At 59.7% G+C, this 26,708-nt stretch carries 31 protein-coding genes; 28 read left to right on the forward strand and 3 right to left on the reverse strand.

Translation table 11 applies throughout. The annotated features are described in order from the left end of the window. Positions 1–15 precede the first annotated feature (15 nt). Positions 16–2,214, forward strand: a complete 2,199-nt coding sequence (locus tag D1646_RS13920; RefSeq protein WP_160637038.1) for an ATP-dependent RecD-like DNA helicase — start codon at positions 16–18, stop codon at positions 2,212–2,214. Positions 2,215–2,244: 30 nt separating this feature from the next. On the opposite strand, the gene D1646_RS13925 is transcribed toward D1646_RS13920, so the two are convergent. Next, positions 2,245–2,835: a hypothetical protein gene (locus D1646_RS13925; protein WP_160637039.1), complete on the reverse strand. Its 591-nt coding sequence runs from the start codon at positions 2,833–2,835 to the stop codon at positions 2,245–2,247. A gap of 4 nt (positions 2,836–2,839) precedes the next feature. Continuing rightward, a complete protein-coding gene (locus tag D1646_RS13930; protein ID WP_160637040.1) occupies positions 2,840–3,499 on the reverse strand; it encodes an HAD family phosphatase in 660 nt (219 codons plus the stop codon). Between the two features lie 106 nt (positions 3,500–3,605). On the opposite strand from D1646_RS13930, the gene D1646_RS13935 reads away from it, so the two are divergent. Together D1646_RS13935 and D1646_RS13940 are read left to right on the forward strand one after the other, a co-directional pair. After that, positions 3,606–4,004, forward strand: a complete 399-nt coding sequence (locus D1646_RS13935; RefSeq protein WP_160637041.1) for a cytidine deaminase — start codon at positions 3,606–3,608, stop codon at positions 4,002–4,004. A 74-nt stretch (positions 4,005–4,078) separates the two neighbouring features. Next, a complete protein-coding gene (locus D1646_RS13940) occupies positions 4,079–4,291 on the forward strand; it encodes a DUF378 domain-containing protein (protein ID WP_160637042.1) in 213 nt (70 codons plus the stop codon). A gap of 56 nt (positions 4,292–4,347) precedes the next feature. Here D1646_RS13940 and D1646_RS13945 read toward each other — a convergent pair whose 3' ends face one another. After that, the gene (locus D1646_RS13945) at positions 4,348–4,968 is read right to left on the reverse strand and encodes a PilZ domain-containing protein (RefSeq protein WP_160637043.1); all 621 of its coding nucleotides are present in this window, start codon (positions 4,966–4,968) and stop codon (positions 4,348–4,350) included. 267 nt (positions 4,969–5,235) lie between these two features. Here D1646_RS13945 and D1646_RS13950 point away from each other — a divergent pair, with 267 nt between their 5' ends. The 25 genes from D1646_RS13950 to D1646_RS14070 all read left to right on the forward strand — a co-directional run. Continuing rightward, positions 5,236–5,532, forward strand: coding sequence for a flagellar biosynthesis anti-sigma factor FlgM (locus tag D1646_RS13950; RefSeq protein ID WP_160637044.1), 297 nt, complete (start codon positions 5,236–5,238; stop codon positions 5,530–5,532). Next, complete coding sequence (flgN, locus tag D1646_RS13955; RefSeq protein ID WP_160637045.1) at positions 5,533–5,982, forward strand: flagellar export chaperone FlgN; 450 nt, start codon at positions 5,533–5,535, stop codon at positions 5,980–5,982. It abuts the gene before it with no gap. A 29-nt stretch (positions 5,983–6,011) separates the two neighbouring features. Further along, on the forward strand, positions 6,012–8,315 hold the full coding sequence (locus tag D1646_RS13960) for a flagellar basal body rod C-terminal domain-containing protein (protein ID WP_160637069.1): 2,304 nt from the start codon (positions 6,012–6,014) through the stop codon (positions 8,313–8,315). A gap of 16 nt (positions 8,316–8,331) precedes the next feature. Further along, complete coding sequence (locus tag D1646_RS13965; protein ID WP_160637046.1) at positions 8,332–9,813, forward strand: hypothetical protein; 1,482 nt, start codon at positions 8,332–8,334, stop codon at positions 9,811–9,813. Positions 9,814–9,930: 117 nt separating this feature from the next. Continuing rightward, positions 9,931–10,539: a DUF6470 family protein gene (locus tag D1646_RS13970; protein ID WP_160637047.1), complete on the forward strand. Its 609-nt coding sequence runs from the start codon at positions 9,931–9,933 to the stop codon at positions 10,537–10,539. 23 nt (positions 10,540–10,562) lie between these two features. Next, the gene (gene fliW, locus D1646_RS13975; RefSeq protein WP_160637048.1) at positions 10,563–11,018 is read left to right on the forward strand and encodes a flagellar assembly protein FliW; all 456 of its coding nucleotides are present in this window, start codon (positions 10,563–10,565) and stop codon (positions 11,016–11,018) included. Continuing rightward, positions 11,012–11,239 carry a carbon storage regulator gene (locus tag D1646_RS13980; protein WP_160637049.1) on the forward strand — a complete coding sequence of 76 codons (228 nt, stop codon included), beginning with the start codon at positions 11,012–11,014 and terminating at the stop codon, positions 11,237–11,239. The genes fliW and D1646_RS13980 overlap by 7 nt, the downstream gene beginning before the upstream one ends. A 427-nt stretch (positions 11,240–11,666) precedes the next feature. Then, the gene (locus tag D1646_RS13985; protein WP_160637050.1) at positions 11,667–12,059 is read left to right on the forward strand and encodes a flagellar biosynthesis protein FlgB; all 393 of its coding nucleotides are present in this window, start codon (positions 11,667–11,669) and stop codon (positions 12,057–12,059) included. 64 nt (positions 12,060–12,123) lie between these two features. Beyond that, positions 12,124–12,588 carry a flagellar basal body rod protein FlgC gene (flgC, locus tag D1646_RS13990; RefSeq protein WP_160637051.1) on the forward strand — a complete coding sequence of 155 codons (465 nt, stop codon included), beginning with the start codon at positions 12,124–12,126 and terminating at the stop codon, positions 12,586–12,588. A 125-nt stretch (positions 12,589–12,713) separates the two neighbouring features. Beyond that, positions 12,714–13,022, forward strand: a complete 309-nt coding sequence (locus D1646_RS13995; RefSeq protein WP_160637052.1) for a flagellar hook-basal body complex protein FliE — start codon at positions 12,714–12,716, stop codon at positions 13,020–13,022. 45 nt (positions 13,023–13,067) lie between these two features. Next, positions 13,068–14,711 carry a flagellar M-ring protein FliF C-terminal domain-containing protein gene (locus D1646_RS14000; RefSeq protein ID WP_160637053.1) on the forward strand — a complete coding sequence of 548 codons (1,644 nt, stop codon included), beginning with the start codon at positions 13,068–13,070 and terminating at the stop codon, positions 14,709–14,711. Continuing rightward, on the forward strand, positions 14,704–15,720 hold the full coding sequence (fliG, locus tag D1646_RS14005) for a flagellar motor switch protein FliG (protein WP_201754688.1): 1,017 nt from the start codon (positions 14,704–14,706) through the stop codon (positions 15,718–15,720). Before D1646_RS14000 ends, fliG begins: the two co-directional genes overlap by 8 nt. Beyond that, complete coding sequence (locus tag D1646_RS14010; RefSeq protein ID WP_160637055.1) at positions 15,713–16,576, forward strand: FliH/SctL family protein; 864 nt, start codon at positions 15,713–15,715, stop codon at positions 16,574–16,576. The genes fliG and D1646_RS14010 overlap by 8 nt, the downstream gene beginning before the upstream one ends. Before the next feature lie 18 nt (positions 16,577–16,594). Then, positions 16,595–17,896 (forward strand): flagellar protein export ATPase FliI, encoded by a 1,302-nt coding sequence (gene fliI / locus D1646_RS14015; protein WP_160637056.1) that lies wholly within the window; start codon positions 16,595–16,597, stop codon positions 17,894–17,896. Between the two features lie 25 nt (positions 17,897–17,921). Continuing rightward, complete coding sequence (gene fliJ, locus D1646_RS14020; RefSeq protein WP_160637057.1) at positions 17,922–18,371, forward strand: flagellar export protein FliJ; 450 nt, start codon at positions 17,922–17,924, stop codon at positions 18,369–18,371. 60 nt (positions 18,372–18,431) lie between these two features. After that, positions 18,432–18,950, forward strand: a complete 519-nt coding sequence (locus tag D1646_RS14025; RefSeq protein WP_160637058.1) for a hypothetical protein — start codon at positions 18,432–18,434, stop codon at positions 18,948–18,950. Between the two features lie 13 nt (positions 18,951–18,963). Beyond that, positions 18,964–20,175, forward strand: coding sequence for a flagellar hook-length control protein FliK (locus D1646_RS14030; protein ID WP_160637059.1), 1,212 nt, complete (start codon positions 18,964–18,966; stop codon positions 20,173–20,175). Positions 20,176–20,196: 21 nt separating this feature from the next. Then, positions 20,197–20,886: a flagellar hook capping FlgD N-terminal domain-containing protein gene (locus D1646_RS14035; protein ID WP_160637060.1), complete on the forward strand. Its 690-nt coding sequence runs from the start codon at positions 20,197–20,199 to the stop codon at positions 20,884–20,886. Between the two features lie 70 nt (positions 20,887–20,956). Beyond that, positions 20,957–21,346: a flagellar biosynthesis protein gene (locus tag D1646_RS14040; protein ID WP_160637061.1), complete on the forward strand. Its 390-nt coding sequence runs from the start codon at positions 20,957–20,959 to the stop codon at positions 21,344–21,346. A gap of 87 nt (positions 21,347–21,433) precedes the next feature. Next, the gene (locus D1646_RS14045) at positions 21,434–22,771 is read left to right on the forward strand and encodes a flagellar hook-basal body complex protein (RefSeq protein ID WP_160637062.1); all 1,338 of its coding nucleotides are present in this window, start codon (positions 21,434–21,436) and stop codon (positions 22,769–22,771) included. Between the two features lie 96 nt (positions 22,772–22,867). Then, positions 22,868–23,083 (forward strand): flagellar FlbD family protein, encoded by a 216-nt coding sequence (locus D1646_RS14050; protein WP_160637063.1) that lies wholly within the window; start codon positions 22,868–22,870, stop codon positions 23,081–23,083. Positions 23,084–23,222: 139 nt separating this feature from the next. Further along, positions 23,223–24,041, forward strand: coding sequence for a motility protein A (locus D1646_RS14055; protein WP_160637064.1), 819 nt, complete (start codon positions 23,223–23,225; stop codon positions 24,039–24,041). Between the two features lie 30 nt (positions 24,042–24,071). Next, entirely contained in the window at positions 24,072–24,875 is an 804-nt protein-coding gene (locus D1646_RS14060) for a flagellar motor protein MotB (RefSeq protein WP_160637065.1), read from the forward strand. A gap of 48 nt (positions 24,876–24,923) precedes the next feature. After that, the gene (locus D1646_RS14065; protein WP_160637066.1) at positions 24,924–25,913 is read left to right on the forward strand and encodes a FliM/FliN family flagellar motor switch protein; all 990 of its coding nucleotides are present in this window, start codon (positions 24,924–24,926) and stop codon (positions 25,911–25,913) included. 20 nt (positions 25,914–25,933) lie between these two features. Further along, positions 25,934–26,708: chemotaxis protein CheC (locus tag D1646_RS14070; protein ID WP_201754690.1), on the forward strand; the 775-nt coding region annotated here is incomplete at its 3' end.

Here is a 26,708-nt window from a genome sequence, read left to right on the forward strand (position 1 = left end):
AGGAGGCGGAAGCCCATGTCAGAACAGGAACTGGAGCTGCTGGAGGGCTCTGTCTCCGCCGTCATCTACCAGAACGAGGAGAACGGCTATACCATTTTGAAGCTGGACATCCACGGGGAGGAGGTCACAGTGGTGGGGGCGATAGCGGGGGCCGCGCCGGGGGAATTTTTGTCCGTCCGAGGGCGCTGGACCCGCCACCCCACCTATGGTCCCCAGATGAAGGCGGAAATTGTGGAGCGCCGCCTGCCCCAGGGGCTGAAGGAGGTCTTCCACTATCTGGCCTCCGGGGCGGTGAAGGGGGTTGGCAAGGCCACGGCCCGGCAGATTGTGGAGGAATTTGGGGAGGATGCCCTCGCCGTCATAGAGGAGGATCCGGATCAGCTGACGAAAATCAAGGGCATAACCCAGCGGCGGGCCAGGAAGATCGGCGAGGCCTTCCGCCAGCAGATGGGCGTCCGGCGGCTGATGGAGTTCCTCACCGGGCACCAGCTGCCCCTGGAGCTGGCCGCCCCGCTGCGCCAGGCCTACGGCGACGTAGCGCTGGAGGTGGTGAAAGCCAACCCCTACCTGCTGGTGAATGAGGAGTTTGAGGTGGAGTTCTCCCAGGCGGACCAGCTGGCCCTGTCCCTTGGAGTTGGGCGGGAGGACCCCCTGCGGCTGGAGGCGGGCCTCCTCTTTGAGCTGTCCCACAATCTGAACAACGGCCACACCTTTCTCCCCCGGCGCAAGCTGCTGGAGGCCACCAGCGTACTGCTGGAGGTGTCCGGCGAGCTGCTGGAGGAGAGCCTTGAGGCCCTGCTCCGGCGGGGGGAGGCGGAGAGTGAGACGGTGGCGGGCCAGGACGCGGTATATCTGCCCGCGCTGTACGACGCGGAGAGCTACATTGCCCAGCGGATTTTGGAGATGAGTCAGGCGGAGCTGGCGCCGCCCCAGGGGCTGGACAAGCTGATTGGCCGCATTCAGCGGGAACAGCACATCTCCTACGCCCCCCAGCAGCGCCAGGCGGTGGAGCTGGCCGCCAGCCGTCAGGTGATGCTCCTCACCGGCGGACCGGGCACCGGAAAGACCACCTGTCTGCGGGGGGTACTGGCCCTCTTTGAGATGATGGGGCTGGAGACCGCCCTGGCCGCTCCCACGGGCCGGGCCGCCAAGCGGCTGGGGGAGCTGTGCTCCACCGAGGCCTCCACCATCCACCGCCTGCTGGAGGCGGGCTTTGACCTCCACTCGGGCAAGCTGGTATTTACCAAAAATTCCTATGAGCCGCTGAAGGCGGAGGCCGTGATTGTGGACGAAACCTCCATGGTGGACGTGCCCCTGATGGCCGCCCTGCTGGACGCCCTGGAGGGGGACTGCCGCCTGGTGCTGGTGGGCGACCCGGACCAGCTGCCCTCAGTGGGGCCGGGGTCCCTGTTTGCCGACCTGATCCGCAGCGGTACGGTGCCCACCGTCCGGCTCACCGAGATCTTCCGCCAGGCGGCCCAGAGCGCCATTGTCCGCAACGCCCACCTGATTAACCGGGGGGAGGTGCCCGACCTGCGGCTTAACCAGGGGGATTTCTTCTGCCTGGCCCGGCGGGACCCCCAGGCGGTGCTGGACACGGTGGTAGACCTGTGCCGCCGCCGTCTGCCTGAGCGGATGGGTATCCCCACCGACCAGATCCAGGTGCTCTCCCCCACACGCCGCCGGGGGACCGGGACCCGGGCGCTGAACCAGGTGCTCCAGGCGGCGCTGAATCCCCCGTTGGAGGGGAAGGGGGAGCGGCGCTTCGGCGACTGGGTCTTCCGGGCGGGGGACAGGGTGATGCAGGTGCGCAACAACTACGACATCCTCTGGCGGGAGGAGGGGGGCTCCGACTCGGGCATGGGGATGTTCAACGGAGATGTAGGGGTTATCCGCTTCATTGACAAGGAGTCCATTACGGTGGACTTCGACGGCAAGGTGGTGGAGTACTCCCCGGATATGCTGGGGGAGCTGGAACCCGCCTTTGCGGTCACCGTACATAAGGCCCAGGGCAGCGAGTACCGGGCGGTGATTCTGGCGGCGCTGGAGGGGGCCCCCATGCTGATGACCCGGGGGGTTCTGTATACCGCCGTGACCCGGGCCCGGGAGCTGTTCATCGTGGTAGGCGACCCCAACGCCGTGGCCGGGATGGTGGCCAATAACCGGCAGACCAGACGGTACTCCGGCCTGCGGGCTAGACTGACGATGGAATAAAGAGAGACTTCCCTGGAGGGAAGTCTCTCTTTACATCTGAACACAGTCTGTGATGACGGTCCCCTCCGGCGTCAGGAAGAGGCACAGTTTATATTGGGTTCCGAGATAAAAGGGCTGCTCGTCGGAAAACTGACCCACAAACCGGCAGCCCGGGGGGATGTGTTCCGGCTCGCACCAGCCGCCCAGCTTGCTGAATGGGACCCCGGAGTCCCACCAGAGATCAAAGTCCTGTTCCAGGTCGTAGTCCTCCCGCTCCAATACCTCCTGGAAGCGGATGTCGCCGCCGGAGTAGCCGTGAAAACGGACGCCCCACTGTTCCACGTCCGGATAGCCGGGAAAGGGCAGTCCGATGTGCTCTGTATTTTCTGCCGCCCCGGGGGGGACCCGGACAATGACGATGTCAGAGAGGCCCTCGCCGTCCTGAAACAGCTGATAGCCCTGAATGCAGAGGGTGTTGGGGATATCCAGCATCCTGCCGTCGCAGTAGAGCTGGAAGAGAAAGGTCAGGTCGGCCCCGTCCAGCTGCGGCCACCGCTCCGGGAGATGGGTGGGGAGCCCGCCGCACCGGTTCAGTCCCCCTGTGTACTCTTTGGGAAAGGTCATGTGGTAAGAGACAGGCATGGCGTCAGCCCTCCAGCCAGCCCGGCAGGGCCGGGTCCTCCCAGCCAGTGAGGTAGCAGTCGGCAACCCCTCTGAGGGCCTCCTGGTCGGCGGCGGAGGAGGTGTCATAGATGGCGGCCACCTGGAAGCCGGCGCTCTTGGCGGTGCGGGCGGCGAAGATCACGTCCTCGAAGACCATGGTGTTCTCCGGCGTCCCGCCCAGGCGGCGGGCGGCTTCCAGGTAGACATCGGGCCGGTCCTTGCCCGCCCCCACCTCCTCGGCGGAGAGGAGGAACTGGAAGAAGTCCCGGACCCCCAGCCGGCGCAGGCAGATATCCAGCAGCTCCGGGGAGGTGGAGGAGGCCACGCACATCTTCACCCCGGCGGCGGCCAGCCGCTCCAGCACCGTCCGGGCCCCGGGCTTCAGGGGGATGTCAGTGCGATAGTGGGCCTCCATCAGGGCATTGATCTCCCTGGCCACCTGTTCCGGCGTTTTGGACAGCCGGTAGTGCTCCACAAAGATGGCGGCGGAGTCCAGCACGGTGAGGTGGGCGGTGCTCTCCATCACCTGGGGGGAGTAGACATAGCCCAGGCCGGTGATGTACTCCTCCGCCAGCTGGTTCCAGACGCCCATGGAGTCGGTGAGGGTCCCGTCCATATCAAAAATTGCAAAATTTTTTTTCATAGTTATCCCGTCCTTGCCTGTTCAGGTAAGATGAATTATAATAGAAAGGAAGAGGGGGCGCAAGCCCTTTTCTAAAAATGACATATAATATAAGGAGGCGGAAGACATGACCGACCAGGAACTGGTGCAAAAGGCCATTGAGATGCAGAACTTTTCCTACGTACCCTACTCCCACTTCCCCGTGGGGGCGGCGATCCTCTGCGAGGACGGCCGGGTGTTCACCGGCTGCAACGTGGAGAACGCGGCTTACGGCTCCACCATCTGCGCCGAGCGCACCGCGATTTTGAAGGCTGTGAGCGAGGGCCGCCGGGAGGGCTGGACCGCCATTGCCATTGCCGGCCGTGGGGAGGACTACTGTTGGCCCTGCGGCGCCTGCCGGCAGATGCTCTACGAGTTTGCGCCGGGGCTGAGGGTCCTGGCCGCCCGAGGGGACGGAGGGTATCAGGAGGCCTCCCTGTCTGAGCTGCTTCCCTGCGCCTTTGGGCCAAAATCGCTGGAAAAATGAAAAAATTCCCGGAATAGCCCGGAAGAATGGGCACAAACTACCTCTGGAGCCCAGTATGAAGGAGGTGGTCTGACATGGTGATGGACAAAATCGCTCTGACGCTGCTGATTATCGGCGGTCTGAATTGGGGCAGCGTGGGCCTGTTTCAATTCGATCTGGTGGCCTTCGCCTGCGGCGGTTCCGGCAGTATGATCAGCCGGGTGATATACACGTTGGTGGGTCTGTCCGCGGTGTGGTGCGTCACGCTGTTGTTCCGGGACCGGGACCCTGTGGAAGAACGGCGCTGACCGGCGCGGTCATATAGCAAAAACCCGGGGCAGACGCTCCGGGTTTTTTGATGGAACTAATAGATGCGCCGGGCCTCCTTAAACACGAAGCTGCGCAGCTGGAGCTCATACATGGGGGCCAGGTCCACAAAGCGGCAGCCGTAGCCCTTGACGGGGCGGCTGTACCGGTCGTAACGGATCTCCTCCCGCAGCACCTCGGCGGTGAGGGGGATGGTGCCTCCGGCGTCGTGGAAGTAGAAGAACACCTGGTCTCCGGGCTTCAGCTTCAGGTCGGTGACCATGTAAATGCCGCCGGCGCTGAGATTATGTATGGTAGCGGGGGCCTCCAGGGTGCGGTCGGGGGCCTCGAAGGTGACGGTGACCTTGGCGGTGAGAGAAATTTTGATATCCTCCCGCCGCTGCTCCTGGGACAGCTTATCCAGCACCTGGCAGCGGTAGGAACAGTGCTGCCGGTCGTCGGTGACCAGGGGGGCGGAGAGGGTACACCGGCAGGTGACCAGTCCCTGCATCGGGTCGTAGAACACGATTTGGACCGGACTGGCAGAGCTGGCCTTAAAGTCCCGGGGCAGAGTGACCAGCAGACTGTCCATGGGCCCCATGCTCACGGCGGCGATAACGGCCTGGTTTTTGTTCTTGTCAAAGACCTCCGCCTTTCTGCAATGGGAAAATTCGGTCATTGGGTTTCCACCTCCTTTCTCGTACATGGATTGCCTCCCCGCGGGGGCGGGGAGGCGGGTTGTGCCAATATTATAAAGGATATCCGCCTGGGATGCAATGGGATTTTATAAAATTCTCCCGCAACAGCGGCCCCGCCGGGGCGGGAATGAAAAAATTTCTTCCTCTATATTATGTTTTGAACCCAACAGACCGATAAAAGTATTGCAGAATGATTTACCATGTCTGGATATAGAATGCTCCCCGGAGGAGCGCCAGGAGGTCACATTATGTTGATTAGAAGGGCTGAGCGCCTTACATCTACCCCCATTACCGCCACCGGAGCGGTTCACAGCTCAGGGACGCGGCGTGTCCAGAGTACGGAGGGGCATTACGATCAGATCACCTTCTCCGCGCCTGCGGGGCAGGGATTTCGAGAGATGGCCGCCAGTCTGTCTCAGCAGGTGCGCACCTTTAACACCACGGGCAAGATTCAGGACCTGCACTGCCAGGTCGCTGCCGGGGAGTACCGCCCCGACGCCCGGGAGACGGCGGCCCGGATACTGCTGATGACGGAGGGTGAGTAAATGACACAGTGGCAGGACTATTTAAAGCTGCTCAGAGGACTGAGCAAGACCCTCCAGGAGCTGGCTCAGGTGGAGCGGGAAAAAAACGCCGCCGCCTCCACCGGCAACCTGCGGGGGGTTGAGGAGTGCATGAAGCGGGAGCAGGTGCTCAGCCTGTCTCTGCGGGGCTGCGACCAGAAGCGGGATAAGCTGCTTGCTCAGCTGGGGCTGACGGGGGTCGGCCTGCGGGACCTGGAGCGGCACAGCCCGGAGGAGCACCGGCTGGAGACCAAGGCGGTGGCGGAGGAGCTGCGCCAGCAGTATGAGATCTTCCAGACTGCCAGCAAGCTGGCCCGGCACACCCTGGAGGCCAACCTGCGGGCCATCGAGCGGACCCAGGCCGTCCAGGCCGGCGACCGGGCCGAGGCCGAGGAACTGCGCAGGGCCCACCAGACTGATTTTAAGGCCTAAGGCCGTGAGATAAAGAAGGAGAACGTATTATGGCAGTCATTGGAACCTTTGGCTCATTTACCGCCGCCCGCCTGGGCATCTACGCCTCTCAGGCCAGCCTGAACGTGACGGGCAACAACATCGCCAACATCAACACCACCGGCTACACCCGGCAGCGGGCGGACCTGGTCTCCCTCCACTCGGCGGGCAGCGCCCGGTACGCCAGCGACTACAACCTGGATATCGGCTACGGCGTGCTGGTGGACCAGGTGTCCCAGCTGCGGGACCCCTATCTGGATATCCTCTACCGGGATGAGCAGGCCAACGTGGGCTTCTACGAGGCCACGGTGAAGGGCCTTCAGCAGATTTCCCAGGTGCTGGACGAGGTGGGCAAGGGCACCGGCAAGTTTGGCGTGCTCCACGGGCAGTTCGAGGACTTCCTGGCCCAGCTCCAGGGATACAACAACCGGGTCAATGACGAGGACTACGACACCACCGTCCGGGGCTCCGCCGAGAGCATTGTCAATATCTTCAACACCTACGCCAAAAAGCTGGCCACGGTGAAGGAGAACATGACCAACGACCTGAAAAACGATATCACTCAGGTGAACACCATCCTCACCGAGATCCGGGACCTGAACGCCCAGATCCGCAACGCCAACATCTTCGGCCACAACGCCCTGGAGCTGAAGGACCAGCGCAATGTGCTCATCGACAAGCTGTCCTCCTACATGGAGATCGAGGTGCAGTACAGCTATGAGCCCATTGACGAGTTCTCCCAGGTGGAAAAGCTGTCCATAACCCTGGCCAATTCGGGCAATCCCCCCAAGTATCTGGTCAACGGCATCTACGGCACCCAGATCGATATGCCGGAGGAAATTCCTTCCCGGAATCCGGACTATGACCCAAGCCTGCCTACCAGCAATATGTATATCAGCCGGAACAGTGACCTGAGCGTTGATCCGCCCAAAATCGTTTACACCACGCTGGAGCGTGAGGCCATGCGGGACGCGAACGGTAATATTGCCACCAATGATGCTAACGGGCTGGCAGTCCTTCAAGCAAACGCAGCCGCCGGAGTCACTATTCCGGATATCAGCGCCGACTATTATGACCCCGGGCTGGCCACCACCGGGCAGTATTTGATCCACGATGCGGATGGGAACGTGATTGGCCGAACCAATGACCCGGATGACACCTGGAATGGAGGCAGTACACTGATCGACAACGCCCAAAAGGGGTCTGACGCCAACCGCCTGTGGATGCGGCTGCAGCCCCTGGTGGATGAGCGGGGCCGGTACATCAAGGACGAGTATGGCCGGGATATCGACGAGATTGTGGAACTGGGGGACAACGACCTGTACGGCTCCCTCCAGGCCAAGCGGGAGCTGATTACCGAGGAGGGCGAGTTTGCCAGCGAGGATGACTTGAAGTTTGACCCCAACGCCAACGTCAAGCGGGGTATTACCTACTTCCAGCGCTCTCTGGATGCCCTGGCCCGGAAGTTTGCCGAGAGCTTCAACGACGCTAATACGGTAAATGGCGAGCAGGTCTTCCTGGGCTACGAGACCGAGACCGGCAGGGACGGCATCAAGCGCTATAAGATGGATGACACCTGCGACCTGGTGAATGTCCCGGCAGGCAGTGATGCTGAGAAGGTGGCACAAGCAATTGCCGCAGAGCTGAATATCTCAGATGCCAATGCTAAGGACTATCTGGTGCGCAAGGACGGCCTGGATGAGCTGTCCGCTGGACTGCGGCAGCAGCTGCTGGATGTGCAGAGCGAGCACCTGGGCAAAAAGGGCCACGGCACCGCCGTTATGGGCGGCGGCGTTCTGTTCAGCGTCAGCGGCGACAGCGACGACGTCAAGGACGCCGACGGGAAGGGCATCACAGCGGCCAACATCTCCATTGCCAAGAGTTGGTCCACCGGCGGAACCCGCCTGCTGCCCACCAAAAATTACGACCCCACTGAAAACACCACTGCCGATGACAACATCTACCATATGATTGGGATGATGTATGAGGAGATGAACTATAAGCCGGAGGACATCGCCGATATCGTGGGCCCGACCGCCAGCGACGGCACCACCTATTTCTCCGGCTCCTTCCAGCAGCGCCTGTCCGAGATGAACAACACCCTGGCTACCAAGCAGCAGACCGCCACCACCAATTACACCGCCTTTGAAATCAGCGCCCTGAGCTGGGACAATCAGCGCCAGAGCGTGTCCGGGGTGGACCTGAACGAAGAGGCCACCAGTATGATGATGTTCCAAAAGTCCTACGCCGCCGCCTGCCAGCTGCTGACCACCCTGGATTCCATGCTGGATAAGCTGATTAACGGCACCATCTGATAAGGAGGCAACACAGATGAGCTTTCGCATTACCAGCAATATGATGAGGAATACCTATCAGTATAACCTGATGAATTCCACCAACAACCTGAATAACTCCATGGAGAAGGTGCAGACCCAGCGCAACTTCAACAGCTACGCCGAGGACCCTGCCTCCGCCACTCTGGCTTTCCGCCTGCGCCGGGAGTACTTCCAGACCAGCAGCCAGATTGCCAACAGCAAGGACGTGTACAGCAAGTTCAACACCGGCTGGAACAACATCCAGGGGATGCTCAAGGACCTGATCAACCCCATGGATAAGGTGTCCATCATCCGGGGCGACAGCGACACCTCCGGCGAGAGCCGCACCGCCCTGGCCCAGATCCTCCGGGAGAGCTCCGAGTCTATGATCCAGGGCTTCAACCAGCAGCTGGGCGGCCACTTCATCTTCGCCGGGAACGACGGTCTGAACGCTCCCTTCACCTGGAAGGACGGCAACCTGTACTACCGGGGCATTGACGTCAACTCCGGCGGCATGAAGCCCCCCACCGCGCCGGAACCCACGTGGATTGAGGATGTGCGTACTGCCGCAGAGGCCGCCGGCACCTGGACCAACCATGACGAGGACTGGTACAACTACTATACCCATCAGACAGATAAGATCCCCCCCTCTGCTGAGCCCACCTGGCTGACCGATGAGGCAAGTAAGGATGGCCAGATCACAGATGAGGAGCAGGCCTGGATCGACTACTACCGCCATGAGACTACGGAGCCCCCCACGGCGGAGAAGCCCAAGTGGGCCGACAGCGCGCCGGATAAGTACGGCATTCCGGAGGATATGCCCCAGTTCAGCGATGATGAGATGGAGACCAAGTGGATCGCCTATTATACCGACCAGGCCAATTACGCCAAGCTGAAGGAAATGTCTGAGGAGGAGATGTACATCGACCTGGGCATGGGCGCGGCGGAGAAGGGGGCCAACAATCCCCTGCGGGGCACCTATTTCAACAGCGCCCTGTCCGGCCTGAATTTCCTGGACTACGGCGTTGACGAGGACGGCGACCCCAAGAACTTTGCTGTGCTCCTGAATGAGCTGGCGGATGTTTTCGACAACTGGAACGAGAACGGCCAGAAGTACGTCCCCGATGAATATCTGGAGCTGACCGGGGAGGAACTGAAGCAGCTGATGGAGGACAAACCGGAGGTGGCCGAGGAGATCAACGCCTATAACGACGCCGCCCGGGAGAAGGCCTTCCGCCTGATGGATAAGCTGAAGGAGGCCCAGGAGACCCTGACTGCGGCCAACGTGGAGCTGGACGCCCGGAGCTCCTTCCTCCAGACCAACCTGAGCCAGCTGCAGACCCAGGCTACCGACCTGAACACCCAGATCCTGGATGTGGAGCAGGTCGACATGGCCGCCGCCATTACCGAGATGTCCTGGGACCAGTACTGCTACAGCGCCGCGCTGAAGATTGGCAATCAGCTGCTCAGCCAGTCCTTGATCGACTATATGAACTGAGCGTTTCAAGTCTTATGGGCGGTCCTTTTCAGGCCCGCCCATGGGGCTTATCCCGCGTTTTTTGTGTGTATGAAGGTAAGGATGCCTTAATATACTAGAAGGGAGTGCGTATCACACATGAAGCCGCTGATCGAAATCACCACTGTACCCATTCAGATCGAGATGAAGACTACCAACGCAAAGCTGGAGTATGCCCGCGGCACCGCCGAGATGGAGATCACGCGGGATTCAGGCGACCTTCAGATTAAAAGCCGCCCCATTAAGGTGAATATTGATACCTTTGAGGCCCGTAACTCTCTGTCGCCCACCCTGGCCCGCTATCTGGAGCAGAACGCCCAGAAGGGCCACCAGGCCGCCTATGAGGCCACCGCCACCTATGCCCGCCAGGGCCAGCTGCTGCTGAAGACCCAGGTGGGCGAGGAGCTGGTGACCCAGTTTGCCGAGGACGCCATGATGAAGGACGTCAAGACCAACGTGGGTCTGGACTTTATCCCCAAGGTGGGGGCGGAGATCACCTGGGACCCAGGGGAGCTGAATATTCGCTATGACATGGAAAAACTGGCCATCGACTGGAATATCGGCGGGGGCAGCTTCGAGTTTACCCCCGGAGATATTGAGTTTACCGTAACCCAACGGCCTGATGTGGTGATTAAGTATCTGGGCGGCCCCATCTATGTGCCTCCCTCTGCTGACCCCAACTATGAGGCGATGGACGTGTGGGCGTAACGGCCTGATATTTAGGAGGGACTATGCGTCTGAAGACAAAATACTTTGGCGAGATCGAGTGCAGCGAGGAGGATAAGCTGTTCTTTCCCAAGGGCCTGTTCGGCTTTGAGGAGGAGAAGGAGTTTTTCCTGCTCCCCTTCGAGGGCAGCGGCGGCTCCCTCCTCTGCTTCCAGAGCGCTGCAACCCCCGGACTGGCCTTTGTGGCGATGAATCCCTTCTCTCTGAAGCCGGACTACTCCCCGGTGCTCACCAAGGGGGAGCTGGCGGACATGGGGGTGGAGCGCAGCGAGGATCTGTGCTTCTACGCTCTGTGCGTGGTGCGCAGTCCGGTGGCGGAGAGCACCGTCAACCTGCGCTGCCCTGTGGCCATCAACGACCACACCCACCGGGCCATGCAGGTCATCCTGGAGGACGGGAGCTGTCATATGCACCACCTTCTTTCAGAGTTCGGCCAGAAAGAGGGGGACGGTCCATGCTGATCTTACAGCGCAAGGAGGGGGAATCCCTGCTGCTGGGGGAGAACATTGAGATCACAGTCCTGGCGGTGGAGGCCGGGCGGGTCCGTCTGGCCATTCAGGCTCCCCGGGACGTTACCATCCTGCGCAGTGAGCTGCGGGTCGCCGCCGAGGTGAACCGGGAGGCGGCGGACGAGGAGGTCTCCCCCCTGGAGCTGCTGGATGTGCTGAGAGAAAAAAAGTAAAGCCGGAAATAGGCCTGATATGGCGGAATATCAGGCCTGTTTCCGTGTTTGCCTCAGAAATCCGGCACTTTGGCGGGGAAAATGTGTGGAATTTGGACGGGGAAACAGACAGTTTACTGAAATTACCATTGCAATTGGAAAGGATTTGCGCTATCCTAAATTAGCGTAGCTGGACTGTATGCTTGACCCTGAGGGAAAACCGGAGAGAGCAGATTCCATAAAATTTGGAGCAAAATTCCGAGAGAATATATTTGCACAAAGGCTTGCAATGACTGGAAAAATGCGTTATAATGAACTTAATTTGATTTCAAGGGGATGAGTGTGAAATCATTGTAAAGACGGTGAACATCGCCCTTGCTTTTTCAGATGAGCTGTGCTATAATGATTCACGTTCGTTTTAGAGCGATTATTAAGGGAGGAAATCTCCATGTCCATGTTGTATACCAATTCCCTGATGATGCTGGAGCGGGCCATGAACTATCAGTGGACCAAATTCAACGCCATCTCGGACAATATTGTCAATGCCGAGACTCCCAACTACAAGGCGAAGTATGTCACCTTTGAGGAGGCGCTGGACAGCAGTATCCGTTCGGCGCAGAAGAGCCCCAGCCGGAAGATCTCCTCTGTGCGCTCCGCCATCGACCGGGCTCAGCCCATTGTTCACGTGGCCGAGAACGAGAGTATGCGTATGGATGAGAACGGCGTCAACGTGGCCGAGCAGGAGACAGAGGCCACCCGTACTGTCTATCAGATGCAGTACACCATGGATGCCATCAACAGCAACCTCTCTCTGATGCGCACCCTGATCCGGGGCCAGTAAGGATTCCGGCCTGTAAGCTTTGGCGGATACGTTCTGCCTTAAAACGTTCGTGGAGGGGATACATATGGCCTTCGTAAGTACCATTGATGTGATCGGTTCCGGTTTCACTGCCCAGCAGCAGCGGCTGGACATTGTCTCTGAAAATATTGTCAACATGAACACCACCCGAACTGAAAACGGAGAGGGTCCTTACCGCAGGAAAGTGGTGGTGTTCCAGGCGGATAACGGTACCGGGCGGTTCCAGGATGTGCTGGCCCGGACCCGCTACGGCTGGGGCGGACGGCTTGCCCGAGAGTCGGTGGCCGGGGTTCGAGTGGCAGAGGTGGCGGAGGACCCCTCTGACTTTAAGCTGAAATATGACCCGGACGACCCCGATGCCAACGAGGACGGTTATGTGGAGCTGCCCAACGTGGACCTGGTGAAGGAAATTACCGATGGTATGGCTGCCAGCCAGGCCTACTCCGCCAATGTTACAGCCTTTAATTTGCTGAAGAGTGTGATCGCCAAAGGACTGGAGATCGGAAAGTAAGGCCAATCTAGGTCAGGCTAGCTCTTGTCTGGCGGGTAGGATGCCCCAGGACAGGGCGGGTCTGGCCTGGATTTGCGTTTTGGGATATGAAATACATGGGCTTTTGGCCCGTTCAGGAGGAATTTATGGTGGAATTTACACCCATTCGCCCCATCGAGCGCCTTTGGGATACTGCGGAAACTCAGACCGCTCAGTCTGTGAACGATCCCGCCGGCTCTATGTTCGCCAACATTTTCCGGCAGGCCATCCAGAATGTGCGGGATACTAACGCCGAGCAGGTCAACCTGGAGTATCAGCTGGCCACCGGTCAGATCGACAATCCCGCCCTGCTGACCACCGCCATCAGCAAGGCGACCACCGCCGCCGAGCTGCTGATGCAGATGCGCAACCAGGCGCTGGACGCCTACAACGAGCTGATGCGCATTTCCCTGTAAACAGCGCACAGCCGCTGTTAAGATAACTGGCCGGAGGGATCCAAGGTGCAGACAAAACTGAAGGACCTTTGGGAAAAAATCAAAGGTTTTTTTGCAAAACTGAACAAGAAGACCCGTATTCTTCTGGGCGTCTGCGCAGCGGTCATCCTGGTGGTGATTATCGCAGCGGCAATTTTGCTCAACCGGAAGGAATACGCAGTACTCCAGGGCGGACTGAACGCCAGCGAGATCAGCACCGTAGTCAGCTTTCTGGACGCCAACGGCGTGACAGACTACCAGGTGCAGGGGGATAAGGTACTGGTGCCCAAGGGGAGAGAGACCCAGCTGCAAATTCAGTTGGCCACCTCGGGCAACCTGAATTCCGGCTTCCTCTATGAGTACTACAGTGATAAGATCGGCGCCATCAGCACCAGCGACGAGCGGGACAAGGCGTTTCTGATTGCGAAAGAGGAGCGTCTGGCCGCCACCATCCGCCAGCTGGAGGAGGTCCAGGACGCCACAGTGCAGATCACGCCGGGGACCGAGCGGGTCTATGTGCTGGACCCCCAGGCCACTCCCGCCGAGGCCTATGTCACCGTGACGCCGGTGAGCCGAAATGCCCTGAGCAGCGGCACAGTGAGCGTAATCCGGGACCTGGTGAAGCACAGCGTTCAGGGCCTGGAGATCGAACACGTAGGGATCGGCGATACTTATGGAAACTCGTATTCTGACAGCAGCAGCTCCAGCACCGACAGCGTGAACGATGCCAGCACATTAAAAATGCAGTATGAGGAGCAGTTGAGCAACCGTATCCGGATGCAGGTGCGGGAAGCAATCGAGAATATTTATGGTAAAGATAATGTGGATGTGACGGTGAACTGCAACATCGACGTCAACCGCAAAGTGGTGGACTCCACCACCTACCACCAGCCCGATGGCTCAGTGGAGGGGGGCGGCCTCATCGGCAAGGACGAGTGGCTGTGGGAGATCATCCGGGACGGCACCGATCCGGTGGGCGGCACCGTGGGCACCACCACCAACTCTGACATCCCCTACCAGGCGGAGCTCCAACCCGAGCTCAACGGCGACGAGAACTATACCAATGGCTCCGGAAGCCGCCTGCACCAGATCGACACCATCACTGAGCAGACCGAGGTGCTGGCCTTTAACATCAGCGATATCCGGGTTGCGGTCACCATCAATCAGAACTGCCCCAATGCCAGCTCCCTGAGCACCGAGGCGCTGCGCTCCCATGTGGCCACCGCCTCGGGCATCGGCGGCGAGAATCCGGAGAACTACGTGTCGGTGGTCATCGCGCCCTTCAACGTGGAGACGCCGCCCAGTGTGCTTGGTCCCATTGGTATCCTGTCCGGTGTGCCCGATTGGGTGCTCTTTGCCGCCATCGGCGGAATGATCCTGTTTATTATCCTGTTGATTATCATCCTCATCCTGCGCGGCCGGGCCAAGAAGAGACGTCAGGCCCAGGAGGAAGCGCTGGCAGAGGAGATGCAGGCGGCCGAGGCCCTGGCTGCCGCGGAAGCTGCTGCGGCAGCGGCGGCCATCCCCGAGGGCGGAGCCGATATTATGGAGGTCAACACCGAGAAGAGTATGGAGCTGCGTAAGACTGTCCGGCAGTTCGTCCAGAACAATCCGGAGGTCGCCGCTCAGATGGTGAAGGCCTGGCTGAGAGGAGACGATGACAATGGCTGAGACCGCGAAAGTTCAACTCACATATCCCCAGAAGGCCGCCGCTGTGATCGTCTCCCTGGGCGCGGATAAGGCGTCCAACCTGTACCAGTACATGGAGCCGGAGGACGTGGAGACCCTCACCCTGGAGGTGGCCCGGCTGGGTATGCTCAACTCCGAGCAGACCGAAGAGGTGCTCACCGAGTTTTACCAGAACTGCATGACCAGCAAGGCGGTGACCGAGGGCGGCCTGGAGTACGCCCGTGCGGTGCTGGAGAAGGCCTTCGGCAACCAGACCGCTATGGCCCTGCTGGAGAAGGTGACCAAGTCCCTGAAGACCCGGGAGTTCGCCTTCCTCAACAAGGCGGACGTCAAATCCCTCTTCTCCGCGCTGCAAAACGAGCGTCCTCAGACCATGGCTCTGGTGCTGTCCTATGTGGACCCGGACAAGGCGGCAGGCGTTATCGAGCAGCTGGAGCCCCATCGCCAGATCAAGGTGGTGGAGGCCATTGCCACCATGGAGAGCGCCTCCCCCACCGCTATCAAGACCATCGAGGCGGAGATGGAGCGCAAGTTCTCCAGCATCATCACCCAGTCCAATGTCAAGGTTGGCGGCATAGACTATGTGGCAGGCATTATGAACAACCTGGACCGGTCCAGCGAGAAGTCCATCTTCGACGGACTGGCCGAGCACAATGCCGAGCTGGCCGATGAGATCCGCAAGCGGATGTTCGTGTTCGAGGATATCATTACCATGGACGACCGCTCTGTGCAGCGCTTCGTCCGGGACTGCGACCCCAGAGACCTGGTGCTGGCTCTGAAGACGGCCAACGCCGACGTGTCCAACAAGCTGTTTACCAATATGTCCGCCCGTATGGCAGAGAGTATCCGGGACGACCTGGAGGTCACCACCAACGTACGTATGAAGGACGTGGAGGATGCCCAGCAGCGCATTGTAGGCGTGATCCGCGACCTGGAGGAACGAAACGAAATCGTGATTTTGAAGGGCGGAAAGGACGATATCATTGCGTAATATCCTAAAATCCTTCCTGGAGCCCAAGGCCGAGACCTACATACTGCCCGACACCGATGATATCTTTATGGGGGGCGAGGAGGAATTCCGCCCCTTGGATGCGGAGGAAGTAGACGCGGAATCCCTGGATATTACGGTGGGCGGGGAAGAGGAAGAGGAGGCTGAGCAGGAGCCGGAGGAACTCCAGGAACCCAAGCAGGAGACTCCCGTTCACTATGCCCAGCTCCAGGCGGAACTGATTTTGAACCAGGCCCGGGAGGAGGCGGAACAGCTTCTGGCCCAGGCCCGGGAGCAGGCCCTCCAGGAGCAGGAGGAGATCCGCGCCGGCGCCCGGGATGAGGGCTACCGGGAGGGCTACGCCCAGGGGATTGCCAAGGCGATGGACGACTCCATCCGGGACCGGGAGGCCACCGCCGCCCGCCTGGAGCAGCAGGTGCAGGATTTTTTGGAGAAGGCCTCCCTGGCCAGAGAGGAGATGATCCTCCAGAGCCGGGATGAGCTGCTGGAGCTGTGCCTGTCGGTGGCCGAGAAGGTGGTGCGGGTCAGCCTCCGGAGCAGCAGCGAGGTGATCGTCCGCATGATCCAGACCGCCACCGAGCGGATGAAACGGCAGGAGTGGGTACACATCTATATCTCCGGCTGTGACGCCCGGCAGGTCGCCAAAATATCCCCCGCCCTCACCAGTACCCTGGGGGCCCTGTCCCAGCATATTAAAGTGGTCCCCATGGGGGACGACGAGGGGGGCACCTGTATTGTGGAGACTCCGGAGGAGATTGTGGACGCCAGCGTGTCCACTCAGATGTCCAACATCCGGGATGTTCTCTACGACCAGATGGGCAGCTACTGGCCTCAATAAGAATAAGGAGACTTGGACGTGTTTCGAGAGCTGATCCCCGCGGTGCGCTCCGCCGAGACGGTGGGCCGGACCGGAAAAATCGAAAATATCGTGGGTATGTCCATCGAAGCCTCCGGCGGCCGGGCCGCAATCGGCGATATCTGCCGTATTTATTCCAACGAATCCGGTGGTCAGATCCCCGCCGAGGTGGTGGGCTTCAAAAATGACCACATTCTCTTAATGCCCTATGCCAACATGAGCGGCATTTCAGCGGGCAACTTTGTCCGCAATACCGGCAAGCGGCTCACCCTGCCGGTGGGACCCTTTCTGCGGGGGCGGGTGATCAACGCACTGGGCCAGCCCATTGATGGGAAAGAGGCCTTTCCCCGGGGCGACACCTTCTCTGTGGACAGCACTTATATCAACCCCATGGCCCGTCCTCCCATTCGGGAGCGGATGGAGTTTGGCGTCAAGGCCATTGACAGCCTGCTCACCATCGGCAAGGGCCAGCGTATTGGCATTTTTGCCGGTTCCGGCGTAGGCAAATCGACCCTCATGGGCATGATCGCCAAGAACGTGAAAGCGGACATTAACGTGATCGCCCTGGTGGGGGAGCGCGGCCGCGAGGTTCTGGAGTTCATGCAGAAGGACCTGGGAGAGGAGGGTATGCGCCGCTCCGTGCTGGTGGTTGCTACCAGCGACCAGCCCGCCATGCTGCGGATGAAGTGCCCCAGCGTGGCCACCAGCATTGCCGAGTATTTCTCAGGGCAGGGCTACGACGTGCTGCTGATGATGGACTCCCTGACCCGTTTCGCAATGGCCCAGCGTGAAATTGGCCTGGCCATTGGCGAGCCCCCCATTGCCAGAGGGTACACCCCCTCCATGTACGCCGAGATGCCCAAGCTGCTGGAGCGCAGCGGAAATTTTGAAAAGGGTTCTATTACCGGCGTTTACACCGTATTGGTAGAGGGCGACGATACCAACGAGCCCATCGCCGACACCGTCCGGGGCATTTTGGACGGACACATCGTCCTCTCCCGCGCCCTGGCCAACTCCAATCACTTCCCCGCCATCGACGTGGGCGCCAGCATTTCCCGTTTGATGGTGGAGATCGTCTCCCCGGAGCACCGCCAGCTGGCGGGACAGCTGCGGGATATTATGGGTGTTTATGAGAAAAACGCCGACCTGGTGTCCATCGGAGCCTATAAAGCGGGCACCAATCCCAAGCTGGACCACGCCCTGTCCAAGATGGACGCCATCAACCAGTTTTTGATGCAGGGCACAGACGAGGCTTTCTCCTACGACGAGAGCCTGAACCAGCTGCGGCGCATTCTCCGCTGACACCATGTAAGGAGCAGATAGACAGATGAAAAAATTCCGCTTCTCTCTGGAGACCGTTTTAGACTACAAGCAGCAGGCCCTGGACGCCCTTCGGGCGGAGCACGGCGCGATTCTGGCAAAGGTCCGGGCCCAGGAGGCCGTGATCGAGGGACTGGAGGAGGAGCACCGCCAAACCGACGAGGAGTTCACCCGGCGCAAGCTGGAGGGGCTCACTGTGTTGGACGCGATGAATTACGAGCAGTACCTCCGCTCTCTGGAGCGCCAGATCCATGAGGAGTACCACAAGCTGGCCCGGCTGCGCCGCCAGGAGGAGCAGAAGCGGGCTCAGGTGGTGGAGGCCCGAAAGGAGACGGCCACCATCGAGAAGCTGAAGGAGCACAAGCTGGAGGACTACCGCAAGGCGGAACAGAAGGACGAGGAGCAGCGCATTGAGGAGTTTGTCTCCACGACCCGCGCAATGGCAGCGGGACTGTAACAGGTGAGTTACACCGCAAGGTGTTTCTCTATATAAGGTCACAGGAAGGAGGTGATTGCAATGAGCACGCCGCTTTCATTCTGTGACATCAGCGCACGGTTCGGGCAGACGCCCGCCCCCCAGAAGACTCTGGAGGAGCAGACCGGCTGGAATTCCAAGAACATTTTCCTGAGCTATCTGGAGCAGGTGCGCCGCCTCAAGGCGGAGGAGGAGGCCCACGCCGAAGAGGACGCTCTTATGGCTATGATTGACGCCATGAACGAGGCGCGGGAGGACCATTCCTCCAGTGAGGAGTGGGTCGCCGCCCGCTCGCTGGCCAAGGCCGGACCCGCTGTCTACAACTCGGAGAAGTTCGGGAAGGTGCGCAAGGCCTTTGACGGAGCGGTGGACATTTCCGTAATGCCCGCCATCCAGGTCCTGTTGGCCAGCCTGAGTGCGCCGGGCCTCATCAGAGAGGTGGACGACATCCAGGAGGAGCAAGAGGAACAGCTGGAGCGTATTCAGGAGAAGGAGTCCTTGGAAGTCACAGAGAAGCGCGATCCCAGCAAGACCCTTGACCCCGGCCAGATCGACGAATAGGAGGTGAATGACGATGAATGTAACAGACCAGTGGATGCTGGAGCGGATGCAGCAGGCGGCGGCCAGTATGGCGGCTTCTGTGCCTCAGCTCAGCCAGAACACCGAGAAGACCGAGAAGGGCGACAGCTTCAAGGACCTGATGGACAAAGCCAAGGACCAGAAGGTGGAGGCACCCAAGAAGACCGAGGCCCCTGACAAGCCGGAGCCCACCAAGAAGGTGCAGCAGACGGAGAAGGTGGACACCCGCAAGGTGGAGGTGACCAAAAACCCCGACGGCACCGAGACCAAAACGGTACCGCTGACCGAGACGGAGGCGGCGGCCATTGCGGCGGGCTACGCGTTCCTGTTCCCCCCCGACGAGGACGGTACAGTGAGCCTGGGGATCTACGTGGGAGAGAACGCCCCGCTGAACAACCCGCTGACCAGGGAGATTCTGATGGACCACGGCATGGGCGGCGACAAGGTGTACGCTTTCCAGGCCGCTCTGGTGGAGGACACCGGAGAGTGGACCATCGAGACCACGCCGGAGCTGGTGGAGGCTCTGGAGCGCTTCCTGGAGGCGGCCAACGACCCCCGTTCTGCGGAGGACATTCTGGGCGAGCTGAACTTCGATCAGGATGGTACTTCCTTTGAGCTGAAAGCGGAGATCAAGGTCCAGACCCCGGAGACGGAGCCTGCCGACGACCAGGAGGAGGACACCGGCCTGGATGCCCAGGACCTGAGCGCCAGCCAGCCTCTGTTCAAGGACGTGAAGGCGGCCCCTGTGAAGGTGGGCGAAAACTTCGAGCTGGACACCCAGCAGGCCGACATGGACGACCAGCTGGCCGAGACCATCCGTCTTGCCGCTCAGCAGGGCCTGAAACAGATCGAGATCAAGCTCAGCCCGGAGAACCTGGGTGCGCTGACCATTAAGCTGACCCAGAGCGCCGACGGGAGTCTGCAAGTGATCCTCCACGCGGCCAACAACAAGGCGGCCAATCTGCTGACCCAGCATCTGGATACCCTGAACGCGGCCCTCCAGGGCTACAGCCAGGAAAGTCAGGTCCAGGTCCAGGTCCAGCGGAACGAGGACAGCCAGCAGGCCCAGCAGCAGCAGGCCGACCCCGACGGCCACAACTCGCAGCAGCAGCAACAACAGCAGCAGCGCCAGCAGGAGGAGAGCCACAGCCAGGACTTTGTACAGCGCCTGCGCCTGGGACTGTTCGGCCTGGAAGAGACGCTGTAAATCAGCAGGAGGTGAACCCAAATGGCAGATTCTGTGATCCCCACTGGGATCGACACAGCCAGCCGCTACGGCAACTACACGACCGACTTTGACCCCAACATTAACCGCTGGGAACTGCTGGAGCAGCTGAAGAAGGAGGAGGCGGCCAAGGACAAAGGCAGTCTTTCCTTCACCGACATGCTCAGCCTGATGGTGGCCCAGTTCCAGTACCAGTCCATCGACAACCAGGCGGACACCACCGACATGATGAACCAGCTGGTTCAGATGAGCTCCATGCAGGCCATGACCGAGATGACCACCCAGATGAAGGAGCTGGTCCTGGCCAACGTGATGAGCTACTCCGCTTCTCTGGTGGGCCAGACCGTCACCATCGGCGTTTACGATGAGGAGGGCAAGCTCCACGAGTTTGAGGGCGTGGTAGAGGGCACCGGCATCTACAACGGCGAGCAGGTCATTTTTGTGGACGGCAAGAGCTATTCCCTGAGCAGCATTATGGCCGTGGGCAAGCTGCCGCCCAGAGTGGAGGACCCCGAGAATCCCGACGAAGGTGAGGACAAGGACGACAACGTTGACCAGGTTCCCGGCGACGGTGAGGACAAGGACGACAACGTGGACCAGGTCCCCGGCGACGGTGAGGACAAGGACGACAATGTGGATCAGGTCCCCGACGACAAGGTGGACGGAGGAAACACGGAGAACGAAGTGGGCTGAGCGGAAAACATTCAGAAGGGAATCTGATCAATGAGCGGACAGGAGGTCCGTGAAGAAAGAAGGAAGCATTATGGCAGAACGCATCAATTCCATACAGGGCGTATCCCCGGTGGAACGCGTCCAACGGGTCAGCCGGGCCGGCGGCACGGCGGCAGGACAGTTTGGCGCTCTGCTGCAAAAGGAGATCAAGGTCGCGGCGGAACCCGCCATATCCTTCTCCAAACACGCCCAGAACCGGGCGGCAGAGCGGGGGATCCAGGTGGACGACGCCCTGATGGGCCAGCTGGCCGACTCAGTAGAGCGGGCCCAAGCCAAGGGAGCCACCAACATCCTGGCCTTTGACGCTACCCGGGCTTTCATCATCAATGTCCCCCACGGGCGGGTGATTACCACCATGTCCCAGGAGGAGATGGAGGAAAATATCTTCACCAATATTGACGGCGCTGTGCTGCTGAAATAAGCAAAGGCAGGACCTTTATGGATGCTTTGCTCCCCTGCCCGACTGACAGGGGGGCGGCAGCGCCACAGAAAGGATGATCCTAAGACTATGACCGGAGCAATGTATGCCGCCATCGGCGGCCTCAAGACCCACATGAGCAACCTGAACGTCATCGGCAACAATATCGCCAACGTGAACACCTATGGCTATAAGGCCGGACGTATGACCTTCAAGGAGTCGATGTACACCACCAGCCGTACCGGCAGCAACGGCGGCGCTACGTCGGGCGGCAACAACCCCTCCCAGATCGGCTACGGCTGTTCCATCGGGTCCATCGACCTGAATATGTCCCCCTCCACCTACGCCCCCACGGGCTACCCGCTGGATACCTATATCGACGGCGAGGGCTTCTATATGTTCGGCGATAAGGACGGGAACATTTTGAGCACCAAGGATGCCACCGCCCTGGAGCTGAGCCGGGTGGGCGACTTCTGGATTGACCCCGACGGCTATATCTGCAACCGCGACGGCAAGTGTCTCTACGGCTTTGCCCGGGTGCAGAATCCGAACTATATCGCCAAACCGACGGATAAAGACAAGGAGGATGCGGAGGCAAGCGGCATTGATATTACCAGCAAGACCATTATCAGCTCTCAGCTGGTGCCGCTTCGTGTTCCTCTGTCTGCCGCCAAGCCCACTGCGGACAACAAAGGCTTGATTCCTGGTAACGGTAAGCCGGGCGATCCGGATTATAAGGCGGATCAGTACCTCTGGAACGAGGGCGACCCTGTCTACCCCTATCTGGTTGAGGAAAAGTCGGCTGATGGCAAGACCTACTACACAAATGAGTATGCACCGGTTGACTATACTGGCAAGGTTGCGGCCGCTGAAGTGCCTGCGACAGGTTCGATGGGCCTGGGCAAGACCAACATGGTGGTTGGCCAGAACACTGACGAGCTGCGCGCCTCCGATGAGCTCCATGTCCAGCTGAAAGAGGTCAGCGTGCAGAAGAATGGCGCCATCCAGGGTATCGCCGCCAACGGCGACACGGTGATTATCGGCTATATCGCCATTGCCAACTGCGACAGCCCCGACGGCGTGACCCACATCGACGGCCCCTACTACAAGGCCATGGGCGGCGCGGGCGCTCTGCGCGTATCCGCTCTGAACGGTGTGCTGGAGGGCAAGTATATGGGCAATCAAAGCATGGATATCTTGGGCGCAGCTGCTGGCAACCCGGATACGGATCCCGTCATTGACCCCATGGACTATATTGTGAACGAGAAAGCGGTGGAGCTTCGCAGCAGCGGTCTGGAGTCCTCCAGCACCGACATTGCCCAGGAGTTCACCGACATGATCAAGACCCAGCGCGGATATCAGGCCAACACCCGCATCATCACCGTCACCGACTCCATGCTGGAGGAGCTTGTGAACATGAAGCGGTAAGCGGACCCCAGCAATCTAGTGCGTTGTTGACCGGCCACCCCCTTGGGAAAGCGCCCTGGGGGGATGGCCGGGGAAGGAAGGAAAGGAAGGTTTATCATGATTCAACTGACAAAGCGTAATGGAGAGCGTTTTCTGGTGAACCATCAGCAAATCCAATGTATTGAGATGATCCCCGAGTCAAAAATTGTCATGATGAACCGGGACTATTTTATTGTGAAGGAATCTCCGGAGCAGATCATCCGCCGGATCACGGAGTATAACGCCAAGGTCCAGGACGTGCATCGGGCGCTGACCATCGAGGACCGGCGCTGAACGGGACAGGGGCGTGTTTGACAGGCGTCAGACGCTTGCCGGAGGGACTTTCTGCGGCAAAAGCAGAGCCGGACGGCTATCAAATGCGCCCTGAGACAGAAAAAATACCCCATGCGGGGAGAGGAGCGGACATACAGCAATGAATATTACCTATATCATTGGTACCATAGGTGCATTCGTGGTCATGGTCATCGGTATGATCCTGGACCTGAGCGCACTGAGCACGCCCGGCGGTCAGCTGATCAACTTTGGCAAGGTTATGAACTTCGTTGACCCGTCCAGTATTTTCATTGTGGTGGGTTGTACCGTGTTTGTGTTGGTGGCCAGCTTCCCTCCCAGCGCTCTGGCCGCCATCCCCAAGCACTTCGCGGTTATGATGAACAGCAAGAAGTATGACCCCATGAACTTTATCGATCAGCTGGTGGAGCTGGCCCAGGTGGCCCGTAAAAACGGCCTGCTGGCGCTGGAGGAAAAGGGCAATCAGCAGGAGGACCCCTTCTTCAAGCAGTGCATCATGCTCATCGTGGACAACAACGACGCCGACCAGGCCAAAGAGATCATGATGAATGACATCGAGCAGTCCGCCGCCCGGCATGAGGACGCCGCCGCTATGTATGATAAGGCGGGCGCTGTGGCCCCGGCCTTCGGCATGGTGGGTACGCTGGTAGGTCTAATCAATATGCTGAAGGCGATGGACGTCTCCAGCGGCGGCGGCGACCTGGGTCCCTCTATGTCCACCGCTCTGGTCACGACCCTCTATGGCTGCGTGCTGGCCCATATGATTTTTGGCCCCATCGCCAACCAGCTCCGCAAGCGGGACGAGGAGGAGACCCTGTGTAAGCTGATCATCGTGGAGGGCATTATGTCCATCCAGTCCGGCGCAAACCCCAAGTTCCTGCGGGAGAAGCTGCTTACCTTTATGGCCCAGAAGCAGCGCGACGGCGAGGGCAAGAAGTAAGCGCACGAGTCAAAGAACTGAGGTGAAACTATGGCAAGCATTAAAAAGAAGAGCTCCGGCGGAGGCGGCGGCTCCAACTGGATGGATACATACGGCGACATGGTCACCCTGCTGCTGTGCTTCTTCGTCCTGCTCTACTCCATGTCCACCATCGACACCGAGAAGTGGAAGTGGATTGTCAATCAGCTTAACCCCAGTACCATTGAACAGGAACAGCCCGGTCCCACCCCCAGTGATACAAGCAACAAGGGGGGCGAAGAGCTGCCTACCACCACCGATATGGAGGTGGCGATGGATGAGCTGTATGATTTCCTGGTGAACTATGCCCAGAACAACCCGGAGAACTCCGTTTCGGTGAGCCAGGGAGACGGCTATGTGTTCATTTCCTTTGACGATACCGTCTTCTTCGACGGCAACAGCTCCTATATCCGGGAGGAGGGCAAGGTCATTCTGGACAGCATTATCCCCGCGCTGGATAAGGTGACCCCCTTTGTGGATGAGCTGAAGGTGCTGGGCCACACGGCGCAGCAGTATGCCTACGAACCCAACCCCATCCCCAACGACCGCCGCCTGGCCTCCGAGCGGGCCACCGAGGTGACCATCTACCTCCAGCAGAATCTCGCTGATCTGGAGCCCGGCCGTCTGGTGGTTACAAGCTACGGTCAGTGGCGTCCGGTGGCCTCCAACGAGACCAACGAGAGCCGGGCCAAGAACCGCCGTGTGGAGCTGATTATTACAGGTCGTGAGCTGGAGGATAAGCTGCAAGACAATGTGGCACAGTACTTTACCATGTATGAAACCGCTACCGGCCAGCCGGTGGGCGGCGCCGAATAATGAACTCCCCCGCGCGGGACGACCTGGTTATCAAATGAGGGAAGCAATATGGCTGAAGTCTTATCGCAAAGTCAGATAGACGCCCTGCTGAACGCGGCCAGAAGTGGAGAATTGGACGTAGACAAGCCGGCGGAAAAATCTGCGGAGCAAAAATATCGTAAATACGACTTTTACAGTCCGCGGAAGTTCACCAAGGACAGGCTGAAAATGCTCAACAGTATTTTCGAGAGCTACGCCCGGGTGATCAATTCCCGGATCAACGCTCTGCTCCACGCCACCTGCGAGATCGAGGTGGACAGCGTGGAGGAGCAGCGGTACTACGAGTTTTCCAACGCCTTGACGGAGAGCGACGTGGTTGCCCTGGCCAAGATCGATTTGGAGAAGCTCCAGGGGGACGACCCGATCCTGGTCCATCTGGACACGCCGGTGGTGCTGTCTATGCTGGACCGGCTCATGGGCGGAGAGGGAGACCCGGACCCAACCCTGGTCAATGACTACAACATGACTGATCTGGAGCTGGATATGTACGAGGACCTGATTAAGGACCTGGTCCCCATCATGGGCAGCAGTTGGGAGAACTACATTACCATCCGCTTTGAGTATACCCGCACTGAGGTGAATCCAACCCTGGTCCAGCTCATCGGATATGACGAGACGGTGGTTATCGTGGGCCTGAACATCAAATTTCCAAACTGTACAGGCCGCATCAGCTTGTGTCTCCCCGGTGAGATGCTGACGAATGTGTTCAGCGAGATCAGCAAGAACACAACGCGCCGCACTACCGGAGAGGACAAGTCCGAGGAGATTTTTGATACGCTGCGTGAGTCCGAGCTGGAGATTGTGGCTGAGCTGGCGCGGACCCGCATCCTGCTTAGCGATTTGTATCACCTGAATGTAGGTGACGTGGTGGATATTAAGCGGCCCAAGGACTCCCCTGTGTTCCTGAATATCGGCGGGCGCAGGTGGTTTGACGGCCGCATGGGCACCAGCAACAAGCAGGTTGCCGTGAAAATTGGAGAGACCTACATTAAAATGTAGGCTAAAAGGAGCGAATCTGGATGGAAGATATTATTTTTAGCCCGATGGAAATAGACGCCATCGGGGAGATCATGAACATCAGCCTGGGCTCCTCTGCCACTGCGGCCTCCAATATGCTGGACCACCGCGTGGACATCACGACGCCGCGAGTCAGTGTCGTCAATGCAGAGGAGTTCAGCCTGGGTAAGGTTGAACCGGCGGTGGGCGTAGAGATCAAATACGTCTGCGGCCTGGAGGGCAGCAACATTATGCTGCTCAAGCGCAGCGATGTGAAGGCCATTGTGGACATCCTCCTGTGTACCGAGACCCCAGATGAGGAATTTGAGCTCAACGATCTGTCCATCAGCGCTGTGTGTGAGCTGATGAACCAGATGATGGGCTCCTCCGCCACAGCTCTGTCCGACTTCCTGGGCCGAATGGTCAATATCACGACCCCCGAGTCCTTCGAAATGACGGACCTGGATAAGGTGAAGGAGGAGCATTTCCCCGTCACCAAGGGCCCCGTGGTGGTGGTGCGGTTTAACCTGACCATCGAGGGGGTCTTGGACAGCGAGTTTATGAACGTCATGTCGGTGGAGTTGGGCAAGGAACTGATTGCCGGCTTTGGATTGGACTTGAATGGGGACTCGACCGCAGCTCCCGCCCCGGCTCCGGCGCCAGCCCCCGCCCCGGCTCCTGCCCCTGCGGCTCCCGGCGCGGCCCTGAGCCAGGAGGAGATCGAACGCCTGATGGCAGGCGGAGCTCCTGCGGCAGCCCCGGCCCCGGCTCCCGCCCCCGCTGCACCGGCGGCGCCGC

It is taken from the genome of Pseudoflavonifractor sp. 60, assembly GCF_009911645.1.
GTDB lineage: Bacteria > Bacillota > Clostridia > Oscillospirales > Oscillospiraceae > Lawsonibacter.